Below are 14,435 nucleotides of genomic sequence, written 5' to 3'. Positions count from 1 at the left end.
AACAGTGTCGGAATTTATCTAAATATAAAAGGGTGTTCAGCTATTACATTATAATTTTGCAAATTTTAAAACTCCTATTTGTTCGGTGTTTGTATACTTAATAAAATAAATTCCAGATGACCATTGAGATATATTAATTTTCAAATTTTCAACAGCAAGTCCTTCAGTAAAATCTTTAATAAATACTATTTTTCCACCCTGATTAAGTACTTGAATATTTTGAATTCCTTTATTCATATTTTTCCAGCTCAAATTTAATACGTCGATCGCTGGATTAGGATAGGCTTTAATTTGTAAGGTTTCTTCTATTTCTTCGACTCCTGAGGATAAGATAGTAAAAGTGACTTCTTGTGAGCAGCCTAGCTCATCAGTAACAATTACTGAATGTTCACCATCGGTTAAATCACTTGCAGATAATTCTTGACTTCCATTGTCCCACATAATAGAAAAAGGTCCGTTACCACCTGTAATTGTGAGCGTAGCGTCACTCCCATCAACACTTACAGAAGTTTCGAAAGCTATATCTTCTAATAATTCAATTGATGTTGTTAAGCTGCAACCATTAGAACCAGTAACGGTTGTAGCATAGATTCCTGCAATTGATACAATAGGCTGAGCTTCTGATGAAGTAAATCCATCAGGTCCTGACCATGTATAATTTAGTCCATTGACTAATGACGAATTGATGGTAATACTTGAATCTTCACACGAGACTTCGCCTAAAGATAATTGAACTTCAGGAGCTTCTAAATCCTCAAGAACCTGAACTTTTTTGAATGCAGAACATCCTGTTGAACTAACAACAGTGAAAGTATATTCGCCAATGGATGTAACAACTGGATTATTCATATCACTGGAAAAGCCGTTAGGCCCTGACCATGAGAATGTTGCATCAGAAGTCGTTGTTGAACCCATTAAAGTTACCTCACTATGATTACAATCTATTGTTCCGCCAGCAGCAGTAACAACAGGCAAATCTGTATCAGCTACAACATCTGCACTTACTTCTGTGGTACATCCATTTTCTGCGGTAACGATTAGTGTGTAAGTTCCAGCTTGTGTAACTTCTGGATTCTGAACTGTAGAATTAAATCCGTCTGGGCCACTCCAAATAAAACTAAGATTAGAACCAGAGCTGACGACCTCAAGTGTGATTGCATTTAGGGAACAACTTAAAGTTCCTCCAGACGCTGTTGCTTCAGGTTCTGTAAAATCACTGGTTATCGTTATAGATGCTTCGGCAGTACAACCATTTTCGGAAGTAACCACAAGATCATATGTTCCAGCTACACTAATAGTTGGCTCTTCATCTGTAGAAGAAAATCCATCTTGACCTGTCCATGAGAACGATATGACATCCGTACTACTTTCAGAAAGAACCTTTGATTCGAGATTTGAACAATTAATATCTTCTGCACTGATGGAAATTGTAGGAGCTTGTGTATTATCTATCACTTCTACAATATCTTGAGCTGTGCAACCATTTGAATGAGTAGCAACAACAGTGTATGTCCCAGGCTCATTAACCGAAATATCAGCAGTATTTCCAATAAAACTGTTAGGTCCAGTCCATGAATAAGTTAAACCATCTGTATCAGAACTAGCGGTTATTTCTATACTCGTATTTATGCAATCTATTGTTCCTCCCATTGCAGTAATTATTGGTATCTCCACATCAGATGTTAATTCAACACTGGATGTAGCTGTACATCCATTTTCACCTGTAACGGTCAGGGTATAAGTTCCTGGTGTAATTACTACTGGATTAGCAATACTTGCGCTAAAATCATTTGGACCACTCCAAGAAAAGCTAGCACCAGCTGTTGTAGAACTACCGGTTAAAGTGACTTGAGAAGCTGAGCAATCTATTTCTCCTCCTTCTGCACTAATGTTAGGCGATTCTAAATCTTCTACGACAGTGATACTTGTATTTGCAGAGCATGTATTGGTTCCAGTAACCGTGATAGTGTAATTACCACCTTTGGTTATGGTCAATGTTTCGCTATCAGCTGTTAAGTTATCAGGTCCAGTCCATGAATAACTTGCTATATCACCTATCGTTTCTGGTGTTAAAGTTATTTCTGGGCTGGTACAATTTATAATTCCTTCATTTAATGTTACTTCTGGAACAGTGGTGTCATCGATAACTTCTGCATCGACGGTAACAGAGCAGTCATTTTCAGCTTTGACGGTTAAGGTGTAGATTCCTGCTACAGAAACCGTTGGGCTCTGATCAGAGGAAGTGAAATTATCGGGCCCTGTCCATGAATAGCTTACTCCTGAAGTTGTAGAGGCTCCCATAAGTTGGACAGAAGATGTAGAACAATTCAGATTCCCACCACTAGCACTAGCATTAGGAACATCAGTGTCTGCACTTACACTTGCAGTAGCGGTGGTACTACAACCTGCAGAAGTGGAAACGGTTAGAATATAGTCACCTAAACTGCTTACAGTTGGGTTTTGTTGATTTGAAACAAATCCTCCTGGGCCTGTCCAAGTATAGCTTACACCTGTACTTGTGGAAGACCCTGTCAGTTGAATCGAATTGGTAGAACATCCGATGACCCCGCCTGTAGCTGAGGCGTCAGGATCGTTTTGGAAAGAAACATTGACATCATCTATGCTACAACATCCACTAGCTCCTGTCACTGTTAATGAATAAGTTCCAGCTGTATTAACTGAAATTGAAGAAGTCGTTGCACCTGTTGACCAAAGGTATGAACCACTTAAACCTGTACTGGTTAGCTCAACACTTTCTCCAGTACATCCAACTTTGTCAGCTCCAAGTTCTACTGCTTCATTATTGATGATTGTAATGGTAAATGATTTCTCAGAGGTGTTGCCATTGTTATCTGTAGCAGTATAAGTATAGGTTGTAGATTCTTGTTCTTGACCAAAGGTGCAATCTCCACTACTTGTTGATGAGGTAGCAGTCATGTTTGCAGTTACATCGCCATCGCATGCATCATTTGCAAAGATGCTGCTGCCTATTTGCGGAATGGTAGGTGGCGATTGATTACAATTTACAGTGACATCTGCTTGGTTAAGTGTAATAACCGGAGCTGTACCATCTTCTACCGTGATATATGATCTAGTGTCATTTTCATTGTCAGATTCATCGATTAAATAATATTCTACCCAGTATTCTCCGGGCTCTAGCGAAACGGTATAGGTAGTACCTCCCACAGGTCCGCTGTTGTCATAGACAATTTCATTGCTTCCTTCTACCAATACAATCAAAGAGCTTAGTGCAATCGCACAATTATCTTCAAATTCAGGAAAGGTAATTTCATGGTCAATGGTACATCCTGCCCCTTGAGTTTGAACAGTTACATCATTAGGGATGGCTCCGAGGTAAACAGGACTGGTTTCATCAGAAACGGTTAACTGAGTAAAGGATTGATCTATTTTGTTTGATGCATCTTTTACTTTTGCCTCTACAGTATATACTCCAGGCTCTAATTCTATATCGTAGGTTTGTCCTTCCTGCACATTATTGTTTAGATAAAATGTGCTAGGAATACCTTCTATATAGACACTTATTTCCCGAAAGATAATTTCGCAGTTATCTGTAGCTGGAGGAAAGGTAAGACTATGTACGCCAATGCATGAAGTGGGTGAGGTTTCAATTTCAAAAGATGCTGGAAGTTCACTTGTAAAAACTGGAAATTGATTATCTTCTACCGTAATTTTAGTTACACAGACATCATTGTTACCACTTTCATCGATGACTTCCCAGGTGATTGTTGAAATTCCTACGGGTAAAAAATAATCAAAAGATATTCCCTCTGATGCGTCTTGGGGAAGATTTGATGTGCCATTTGAAACTAGGTTGTATTTATAACTTTCATATCCACAATTGTCTGTAATCGTTGGATCAGTCAAAGAAATAAATACAGTACATTCATTCTCATCTGCATTAGTGGTAATATCTGCAGGACAATTATTTAAAACAGGTGCTTGATCAATCTGAGCAAGACTAGCACAGCCAGCTGCGTTTCCTGAAATAGAAACAATTCCATTGTTGGATGATAGAGCTGCTGCTATTGCGGGAAGGGCCCAGCAACATACTGATAACATTGGATTATTTCTAATAACAACGAATTCTACATTTGTATCGAAATTTTCAAATCCATTAACAGTAGAAAGCTTAGGATTATTTAATATTTGGAATCCATAGCCTGATGTTAAATTTACCCAAGCATTGACCGTTGTTAGGTTAGCATTATCATAGATTCCAACGTCTCCATACGTGTGACTCGAGAATCCATTGATAGTAGTTAAAGCATCATTGTAATCAAAAACCAAATTTCCAGTTTCAACAGCATTAAAATTGCCCATTGTATTAAGCATTGGATTGCTGGAGATATGAAAATAATCATTAACCGTTTTTAAAGCTTGGAATCCAGTAATTGAAGTTAAACTTGGATTTGCTAAAATGGCTAAATTATTTAAAGTAGTAAAACTCGCAAATCCTGAAATTGATGTTAGTCCAAAATTATTCTCAATTTCTATATCGGTTGCTGACTGCAGATTAGAAAATCCACTGATATTAGAAAGTATGTTATTACCTGAAATGCTTAAGTTAGTAACACTTGTTAAATTATTGAAACCTAATAAATCAAGATTTGCCGAAGATCGAGCGGCTGTTATTAGATTATCTTTAAACTCAATGGTTTCAGCAGAGGAAAGTAATCCGAACCCATTCAAACTTATTATATCTCCATTTCCATTGATTTGTATTAAAGAGCATGATGCTAGCTTAGAAAATCCATTAATTTGGGTTAAAAATAGATTGTTAGTTAAAGAAACAATAGTATTAGTAAGCAGATTACCAAAACCATTCACTTGTGTAAGATAATCATTTGATATAATGTAAATTGTGTTTATTGTAGTTAATGCGTTAAATCCATTCACTTGTTTTAAACCATTATTTTGAGAAAGCAGAATTCCTTCGCTGATGGTTTGTAATTTTGGAAAACCATTTAATGAAAAATTTCCATTGTTGTTGAGAAAAGCCATACCCATTGATATCGTGGTTAATTCTGGAAATTCTAAAGTTTGAAGATTTCCATTAGCAAACATTTCAAAGTGTTGGTTGATCGTTGTCAAGGCAGTGAAATCATTTACACCTTGTAAAACACTATTGTTTCGAACACTTAATTTGCCACCAATGCTTACTAATTTATCCATACGATGAATCATGACTAGACTATTGTTATCTTCAATGTATATATCCCCACCTATACTTGTTAGTTCAAAGACAAATTCTCCAAAACCAGTGACACTTGTGTTTTGAATGATGAAATCGCCCCCAATTGTTGTTATTCCATCTAATCCTTGGATATTTAGTAAGATTGGACAATTTCGAACAATGACATCTCCAGTTACACTTTTTATCGAATAAAGTGGGTCCAGGTCTGTAATTCCTGCGCCTTCGATAATGAGATCTCCTGAAATCATTGAGCAGTTAGCAGATAAATCATCAATTTGAGCTTGGGTAGTTATAGTTCCAGGGCTACAGCTTTGTGCATCTAGCTTAGTAATTGCTCCTAAAACAAGTAGGATTAATAAAGTATAAGTAAAGGTTTTCATCTTAATGGTTTAAGGTTTAGATTAAAATTCATTGCTAAGTTAAGTCTAGGAATCAGGGCATACAATCACCCTAAAGGGTTAGTCGAGTCAATTTTGATTCTCTGCCATTTTTGCTTTTTGCTTTAATCCACAGAGATTGTCCTGAGTTTAAGGCTGTTCCTGGTACTTCAAAAGAATATTGATTTTGAAGTTTTTTATAGGTGGATAAGGACTCTTGAGATTCATCTTTGTAGAGAATAAATTCCACATATTCCACTTCTTCATATTGCCATGTTAGCCTTAGACCATTTTCGGTTTCTTCAGCTTTGGCAGCTTCCACCGGTGGAATAAAAAAGGGAGTTAATGCCTCAAGGACAAGCGGTTTTTCTGGATAAGTTTCATTGCCATCTTCATCGATGGTCCTTAAATTGTAGCTGTATAGTTCTCCATCAGTGACATCTGTATCTAGGTATTCTGTACTATTTTGATCAAAGCTTTTCACTGGCATCCATCTTTTATCACCGGTCTTCTTGTGCAATTCTACAGCTACCACATCATTGCTTGTGCTTTTTTAGCCATTTAAAAGATATTCCTTCTTCACTGACATTGTAATCTGTAAATATGGATGCTTCAGGAGGAATGATATCGGGTCGTTTAACTTCTAGAATTTCTGATGCTTCAGATTGATTATAGGAATAATCGATTGCAATAACACAGTAATAGATGTTTTTGATCAATGTTTTTAGTGATATAGAATCTACAAAGTGACTAAATGGTAGATAATCTATAGAACGGCCTCCGAATTCCGCATTTTTAGAATTTGAATACAAAACTTGATATCCGCGAATATCGTCATCGGTAGGAGCATCCCATTGAAGTAATAGTAGCCCATTCGAATCTATTTCAGCATGTAAGTTAGAAGGTGGGGCAGGAGGGACTTCATCTTTGGTGATACCGAATCCGATAACAGACGTGATTTCATTTCCTTCCTCATCTACCGCTGCGATATAGTATTACCTGTATATGTGCTTGCTGCGGCATTTACTTTAAAAGTTAATTTTTTAAATAATCTTATGGATACTTGAGTCCCAAGAACAAAGTTGTCTTCAGGAGTAATAGTTCTATTGTTAAATGAAACGTGGTCTATACTTGAAACATCATCTTATGCTTTTAACCCAATTAGTTGCGGATACAATCCTAGGATGTTTTGATCAATCAAGGGATATCATTAATAAATACAACTAAAAACTAGGATGAATATATTTTGCTAACTGGCGGATAAAATCAGTTAATCGAGAAAGTTACTATTAAATATTAGAGCAAACATTCTCTTTAATCCAGATAAAAAACTTCTTCTAACATCGTCGTTACAGGAGAATTGTCTTTATTCACAATCATGATATCTTTCATGTAAGCCCACCATTTTTGGACAAATGGGTTAGCACTAAGATCTTGAGAACCTTGTTTACCTGCTACTTTTTGAAATGCAAATAGGTAATTTGTTTCTTCATCAAAGAAGATTGAATATTCAGATATCCCAGCCTCTTTTAAGAGCTCTTGAATTTCAGGCCATATTTCATCATGCCTTTTTTTATACTCCTCTTTTCTTCCAGGTTTAAGTTGCATTCTAAATGCCAGTCTTTCCATCTTATTCTGTTTGCTTATTAGAACTTTCTAGGTTTTCTTTTCATCATTCCATTTGCATCATCATTATTGATGAATGATTCATGTTCTGGATCCCAATTGAGTTCTTGACCGAGTTCGTAAGCTATATTTGCAATGTTACACACTGTCGCTGATCGATGTCCGATTTCTACTGGACAGATCGGTTGATTTCTTGTTTTAATAGCTGATATCCAATCTTGGTAGTGATTCCATTGTTTACTATAAAGTTTATGAGTGTCTACTTCAGGGTTAGAAGAGAGAATCGTTGTTGGATTGGTTTCTAAGAAACCTCGACTAACATCTAATATCCCTTCTGTTCCAATAAATCTAACTGCCCATTTACGCCCAAAATCTTCATGAACCATTTCTATACCATTGGCATAAAACATTCGTAATCCACGTACCGCTTTAGAATCAGAAGGAGGAATATATTTTATAGGTCCAGTATGATCCATATCTAGGCACCATTGAGCGATATCAAACATATGCGCTCCCCAATCTGCAAGTATACCTCCGCCCGTTTCTTTATAATCACGCCATTTAGGATATGTCTTTACAATAGGAGGTGCTACCAATTCATTATAATCAATTAACGGTGCAGGGCCACACCACTTATTCCAGTCTAATCCAGAAGGAATCGTTTCAGCTGGCAGATTATAAGCCACAGCAGGATCACCTACGTTAACTAACACTTTCGTAATCTCTCCTAATTTTCCAGAACTGACTAAATCTTTTGCTTTTTTAAATCGATCCCAAGATCGTTGCATGCTGCCGATTTGAACGACGCTATTATTCTTTTTCGCTGCAGCAACCATTTTCTTTCCGCCATCTATAGTCAATGTCATCGGCTTTTCACAATACAAGTCTTTTCCAGCATCCATAACATCTACAGCCTGAATTGCATGCCAGTGATCAGGTGTCGCTACAATAATAGCATCTACTTCTTTTTGGTCAATTAATTCTTTGTAATCAAGGTAAGTTTTTAAGCCTTTGTAATCACTAATGCCTCTATTTTTACTATACCAATTATGAATATTAGACTGAAATGCTTCTCTTTTAGATTCCCATACATCAGAACCTGCTATGATCTGTGCTTGTGTATTTTGTATAAATCGATCTGACAGAATATTTCCCTGTTTTCCAAGTCCAATAACTCCAATATTAATTTTATCACTTGGTGCAATAAAGCCTCGACCTAAAACGAATCGCGGAACAATTGTAAATACACCTGCGGTAACCACACTTTTCTTTAAAAAACTTCTTCTTGATTTATTTTCCATGTTACTAAATCTATTTAATGAGGTTGTGTTAATGTATATTTCAAGTTTGTACTATTTAAGTTTTAATATCTCACTTCCAGCTAATAGAAAAGCTCCTGTTCCATAGTTTTGCCAGCTATCAGCTGATGCTGGATCTGGCTTCGCTCCTATATTCTGCACCCAACCTATTTTACCATCAGGCTTTTGGCATTCTGCTAATGCTTTCCAAGCTTTACGGACTGTAGGTTCGTATTCTTTTCGATCTAGCATTCCATTATTGATTCCCCATGCCAATGCGAATGTGAAAAAACCGCTTCCACTTACTTCCCCATGATCCCATGATTCAGGACTTAATAAACTTGTTCGCCATAATCCATCTTTATCTTGTATAGATTTTACTTTTGCTGCCATTTTTAGATATAACTCTTCATAAAATGTTCGATGAGTAGCATCTTCTGGTAAATCTTCTAAGATTAATGCAAGTCCTCCTAGTACCCAACCATTACCTCTAGACCAGAATATCTTTTTGCCATTTTCCTCTTTCAGATCGTCTTCATCGCCATCCCAAACGAATCTCGTGTCTCTTGCGAATAGTAATTCCTCTTGATCAAATAACAAATCGTAAGTTTCTTTATAATAGTTATACGTCTGTTCTAAAATTTCTTTATCACCGGTTAGGTTAGAGTATTTAATCAAAACAGGAGGCGCCATAAATAAGGCATCGCACCACCACCATAAAATATGATGATATCCGTCGGGATCATGTCCTTCTTTCCATTCATGAGGTTTGTTCAGATGTGCAGATATAAACTGGGCAGTAGGGACGATGTCGATAACATCCGGTTCTACTTCATTAAGGTATAAGTAAGAATAAGAGATTACAACATCATCTGCATGGTAAAATCGCTTCCATGTTTTCCATTCATTTCTTTCGCCCATATCTTTTATCGCCTTAAGATAAATAGGGTTATTAGTGGATTCATGTGCTTTAGCAACTCCTGTATAATATGCACCATTCGTCCAGTCTGTAAAAGATGATGATTTTATCGGATTAGCTTCTTGCCATTTTAAAGCGGCAAGCATAGCAGTTTCTACTTTCTCATTATCAATTAATGTGGATGTTGATTTACAAGAAATGGTAATCAAAAAAAGTAATGCATAGAATGGTAGTGCTAATTTCTTCATTAATGAAATATTGAATATTTTACGTGAAAATTATTGATCTCCTAAAGAAACATCTATTTTTTTAAAAAAATAAATTATTTCAAAGACTTTCATTAAGATACTTTTTCTTTAATTTCAATGGAATAAAACTCTATATATAATGCGATTCAACTATTTTGCAATATTATATAGTGGTATATATTGATACTGAGCCTATACATTTTAAAATAATTAATTTAATTTAGAAATAACCTTTAAACCTTTAGTTTGCCAAATTTAATATTGATAAAAAGAAGGTTGCTTCTATGTAATAATTGTATTTTTCAAGGATTTAAAATAAAGTAATTTTAATTTTAGGGGAAATATTTATTAGTAATTTATAACTTGGAGGCATGGATGAATTTAGAATTTGCAGACGGATTCTTACATCTCTTTTTTTATCGTAAAATAATATTTGACAAAATGAATGGAAAAGTTGTGTGCATTACTGGCGGTAATGGAACGATCGGTAGTGCATTAGCTGAAGGTATGGCGAAAGCAGGTGCTAAGGTTTTTATATTAGCAAGAAATGAAGAAAAATCTAAAGCGGTAGTTGCAGAATTACAAAGCAAGAATTTAGATGTTGATTATATTGTTTGTGATGTGTTAGACCAGGAAACTACAGAAGCGGCGGTAGATCAAGTACTGGAAAAGGCCGGTAGAGTAGATGTGCTTATTAATGGCGCAGGAGGAAATATGTCGGGTGCTACAATTATGCCTAATCAAACGATTTTTGACTTAGAAATAGATCAATTCAAGAAGGTAAATGATTTAAATCTGCTTGGTACGGTGATTCCGACCAAGGCTTTCGCTAGACCGATGGTCGATCAGAAACAAGGATGTATCATTAACATATCTTCAATGTCAGCGATTTCTCCGATGACGAGAGTTGTTGGTTATTCGGCTTCGAAAGCAGCAGTAGATAATTTTACAAAATCAATGGCTGTAGAACTCATAAGTAAGTATGGTGAAGGAATCAGAGTGAACGCAATAGCACCTGGATTTCTTGTTGCAGACCAGAATAGAGCCTTATTAATGAATGAAGACGGAAGTCTGACAGATCGAGGAAATACAATCATTAGTCAGACACCGATGAGACGATTCGGAAAACCAGAAGAATTAGTTAGTACGGTATTATGGCTATGTGATGATAAATCATCTTTTATAACTGGAATTATAGTACCTATCGACGGTGGATTTTCAGCATTTAGTGGTGTTTAATAATTAAAATGAAGAACTTAGAACAAACATGGAGATGGTATGGACCTGATGATCCAGTGAGTCTTTCAGATGTAAGACAGTCAGGAGCAACCGGCGTAGTAAATGCCCTCCATCAAATTCCCAGTGGAGTAGTTTGGGAAGTAAAAGACATAAAAGAGCGGAAGCAACTTATAGAAGATGCTGGACTTACATGGTCAGTAGTAGAAAGCATTCCCGTTCATGAAGATATAAAGAGAAGATCCGGGAATTATCAAGAATGGATCGATAATTACAAGCAAAGTATTCGAAATCTAGCTACTTGTGGAATTACCATTATTACCTATAATTTTATGCCTGTTTTGGATTGGTCTAGAACAGAATTGGATAAGGAAATGGAGGATGGGTCTACAGCGTTATTCTTCGAATGGGCAGCGTTCGCAGCATTTGATATTTATATATTAAATAGGCCGAATGCAGAAAAGGATTACAGTCCAGAATTAGTGGATAAGGCTAGATTGTATTTTAAAACGTTGTCTCATCCAGCGAAGGAAAAGCTAACAAAGAATATTATTGCAGGGCTTCCAGGAGGGACTACTGAAGGTGTCTTTTCTTTAACAAAGTTTCAAGCTATTCTTGACACTTACAAAGATGTTGATGCCGCAAAATTGAAGGAAAACCTTTTCCTGTTTCTTAAAGAAATCGTTCCAGTTGCTATGGAAGTTGGTGCTAAACTTGCCATACATCCTGATGATCCACCTTTTCCGCTTCTTGGATTACCTAGAATAGTAAGTACCTTAGAAGACGCGAAAGATATCATAAATGTTATCGATGATCCAGCGAATGGAGTTTGTTTTTGTACGGGGTCATTCGGTGTGAGGCCGGATAATGATCTTCCAGAAATGGTGAATGAATTAGGACATCGTATTAATTTTATACATCTACGTGCTACAAAACGAGATGAAGAAGGAAATTTTCATGAAGCCGATCACCTAAATGGTGACGTCGATATGTATGCTGTAATGAAGAACCTATTGCTTAATGCAACATGGGAAATTCCAGTAAGACCAGATCACGGACATAAGATGTTAGACGACTTACATAAACATACAAATCCTGGCTATTCTGCTATAGGAAGGCTGAGAGGCTTAGCTGAATTAAGAGGACTTGAATTAGGAATTAGACGATCAATGCAATAAAATATGAAGACTTTTTTAGATGCTGAATTTTTACTGGATACAGATACTTCTTCAGAACTTTTTCATGAGTTTTCAAGAGATCTTCCGATTATTGATTACCATAATCACCTTATTCCTGAGCAGATTGCTAGTAACAAGCAATTTAGATCTATCACGGAGGTTTGGCTAGACGGTGATCATTATAAGTGGAGAGCAATGCGTGCTCTTGGTATCCCGGAAGATTATATAACGGGTGATGCTTCAGATTATGAGAAATTTGAAAAGTGGGCAGAAACAGTACCGCATACTCTTCGGAATCCATTATATCACTGGACGCATCTCGAGTTACAGCGTTATTTCGGAATTAAAGAATTACTATCGCCGAAAACGGCAAAATCGATCTTTGAAAAATGTAATCATTTTCTTCAAAAAGATGAGTTTACAACTCAAGGTTTACTAGAAATGCAAAATGTCGAGGTGGTATGCACAACAGATCACCCAACGGATTCCTTAGAACACCATATTGCTTTCAAGGGAAAATCTGATTTGAAAATGTTTCCTACTTTTAGGCCAGATAAATTTATCCACATCGAAAAGGATGATTATCTAAACAGTATTGAAATAGCAGATTACGATATTTCTAACTTTGATGATCTTCTTAATTATCTGCAAGAGAGAATTAATTTCTTTGATGCAACAGGATGTAAATTAGCTGATCATGGAATAGCACATTTTCATAAGCCAAATAGCAATAAAATTGACCTAAATGCACTAGTTGCTAAAAGAATAGATGGCGGATTTATAACTCCAGATGAATTGAGTTTTTATAAGGCAAGATTAATGCACGAGCTTGGGGTAATGTATTATGAAAAAGGCTGGGTCGCCCAGTATCATGTAAATGCAATTCGCGATAATAATACCAGATTAAGTGATGAAATAGGAGCTGATGTAGGTTGTGATTCGATAGGGGATTATTCGCAAGCAGAATCGATGTCCTATTTTCTAAATGAATTGAACAAGGTCAATAAATTAGGTAAAACTATTCTCTACAATCTGAATCCAGGTGATAATGAAGTTTTTGCAACAATGGCAGGTAATTTCAGAAATATCCAATATGGTTCTGCTTGGTGGTTTCTAGACCAAAAGGATGGAATGGAGAAACAAATGAATGCCCTGTCTAATATGGGTCTATTGTCCACTTTCTTAGGAATGCTAACTGATAGTCGTAGCTTTCTTTCCTTTCCTAGACACGAATATTTCAGGAGAATACTTTGCAATATTATTGGACAAGATGTGGAAAAAGGAGAAATCCCTAAGGATATGGAATTGCTAGGCAGCATGGTTCAAAACATCAGTTATTTTAATGCTAAAAATTATTTTAAATTCTAAATGGTAAGATTACTAGTTTTTGTCTCATTTTTCTTTTCGATCATTAGCTGCAATAATGTAGTAGATCATAAACGGGTCTTGCTCGCGCATACACTTCCTATCACTCATCCAGTTCATAAAGGAATGGAAGTATTTGCAGAAGAAGCAGAACGGATTTCTGGTGGAAAAGTTATCGTAAAAATATTTCCTGATGGCCAATTAGGCACTGAAAGGGAGGTTCTTGAATTATTGCAAATAGGCAGTATTTCTATGACCAAGGTTAGTGCAGCTGCAATGGCCAATTTTGCTCCTGAATACAAAGTTCTTGGTATTCCTTACCTCTTTAGAGACAAGGAGCACTTGTTCAAAGTTTTAGAGGGGCCAACAGGACAAGCCATTCTGGATGCAGGAAGCGATTACTTATTAAAAGGTATGTGTTTCTACGATGCAGGTAGCAGAAGTTTCTATACAAAAGAAAAACCAATCAAAGAACCATCAGATCTAGATGGTATGAAAATTCGGGTCATGAGTGATCAGATGTCTGTTAATATGGTTAATGCGCTAGGTGGCTCAGCAACACCGATGGCATATGGTGAATTATATACGGCTTTGCAGCAAGGTGTTGTGGATGGTGCAGAGAATAATCCACCATCTTTTGTGACATCCAGACATTATGAAATATGTAAGTACTATTCTCTGGATGAACACAGTTCCTTGCCAGATGTACTGGTGATGGGTACTAAATTTTGGAGTACACTAGATGATCAAGAGAAAGAATGGGTAGAACAAGCAGCTAAAACATCTGCTATCGCTCAAAAAAGATTCTGGAAGGAAAATGTGGAAGAATGTATGGTTATTCTAAAAGAAGCAGGTGTAACTGTAATTAAACCTGATAAAACCTTATTTGCCGAAAAAGCAAAGAGTGTAGTTGAAAAATTTGCTTCAGATCCAGCCATGAAGAAAGTGGTTGAAGAAATTCAAAATCAATAAG

The 14,435-nt window shown here is 36.3% G+C and carries 10 protein-coding genes; 4 read left to right on the top strand and 6 right to left on the bottom strand.

The annotated features are described in order from the left end of the window. Nucleotides 1-48: 48 nt before the first annotated feature. The 6 genes from L2586_RS14115 to L2586_RS14090 all read right to left on the bottom strand — a co-directional run bounded on the left by L2586_RS14115 (nucleotide 49) and on the right by L2586_RS14090 (nucleotide 9,683). A complete protein-coding gene (locus L2586_RS14115; RefSeq protein WP_235293561.1) occupies nucleotides 49-5,595 on the bottom strand; it encodes a T9SS type A sorting domain-containing protein in 5,547 nt (1,848 codons plus the stop codon). 70 nt (nucleotides 5,596-5,665) lie between these two features. Next, nucleotides 5,666-6,127, bottom strand: coding sequence for a fibronectin type III domain-containing protein (locus L2586_RS14110; protein WP_235293560.1), 462 nt, complete (start codon nucleotides 6,125-6,127; stop codon nucleotides 5,666-5,668). Between the two features lies 1 nt (nucleotide 6,128). Then, nucleotides 6,129-6,527, bottom strand: a complete 399-nt coding sequence (locus L2586_RS14105; protein ID WP_394804409.1) for a fibronectin type III domain-containing protein — start codon at nucleotides 6,525-6,527, stop codon at nucleotides 6,129-6,131. Nucleotides 6,528-6,906: 379 nt separating this feature from the next. Further along, a complete protein-coding gene (gene rhaM / locus L2586_RS14100; protein ID WP_235293558.1) occupies nucleotides 6,907-7,221 on the bottom strand; it encodes an L-rhamnose mutarotase in 315 nt (104 codons plus the stop codon). 17 nt (nucleotides 7,222-7,238) lie between these two features. Next, complete coding sequence (locus tag L2586_RS14095) at nucleotides 7,239-8,519, bottom strand: Gfo/Idh/MocA family protein (protein ID WP_235293557.1); 1,281 nt, start codon at nucleotides 8,517-8,519, stop codon at nucleotides 7,239-7,241. A gap of 51 nt (nucleotides 8,520-8,570) precedes the next feature. After that, complete coding sequence (locus L2586_RS14090) at nucleotides 8,571-9,683, bottom strand: glycoside hydrolase family 88/105 protein (protein ID WP_235293556.1); 1,113 nt, start codon at nucleotides 9,681-9,683, stop codon at nucleotides 8,571-8,573. A gap of 441 nt (nucleotides 9,684-10,124) precedes the next feature. Between L2586_RS14090 and L2586_RS14085 the strand changes: the two genes are divergently transcribed. The 4 genes from L2586_RS14085 to L2586_RS14070 are packed head-to-tail and all read left to right on the top strand — an operon-like array spanning nucleotide 10,125 to nucleotide 14,434. Then, on the top strand, nucleotides 10,125-10,922 hold the full coding sequence (locus L2586_RS14085; protein WP_235293555.1) for an SDR family oxidoreductase: 798 nt from the start codon (nucleotides 10,125-10,127) through the stop codon (nucleotides 10,920-10,922). A gap of 8 nt (nucleotides 10,923-10,930) precedes the next feature. Continuing rightward, nucleotides 10,931-12,097, top strand: a complete 1,167-nt coding sequence (uxuA, locus tag L2586_RS14080; RefSeq protein ID WP_235293554.1) for a mannonate dehydratase — start codon at nucleotides 10,931-10,933, stop codon at nucleotides 12,095-12,097. A gap of 3 nt (nucleotides 12,098-12,100) precedes the next feature. Continuing rightward, nucleotides 12,101-13,465 (top strand): glucuronate isomerase, encoded by a 1,365-nt coding sequence (gene uxaC, locus L2586_RS14075; protein ID WP_235293553.1) that lies wholly within the window; start codon nucleotides 12,101-12,103, stop codon nucleotides 13,463-13,465. Further along, on the top strand, nucleotides 13,466-14,434 hold the full coding sequence (locus L2586_RS14070) for a TRAP transporter substrate-binding protein (protein WP_235293552.1): 969 nt from the start codon (nucleotides 13,466-13,468) through the stop codon (nucleotides 14,432-14,434). It abuts the gene before it with no gap. Nucleotide 14,435 lies beyond the last annotated feature (1 nt).

The sequence above is a fragment of the Portibacter lacus genome, from assembly GCF_021533215.1.
Lineage (GTDB): Bacteria > Bacteroidota > Bacteroidia > Chitinophagales > Saprospiraceae > Portibacter > Portibacter lacus.
The sequence above is the reverse complement of the archived record's forward strand: the minus strand, read 5'-3'. Positions and strand labels throughout refer to the sequence as shown.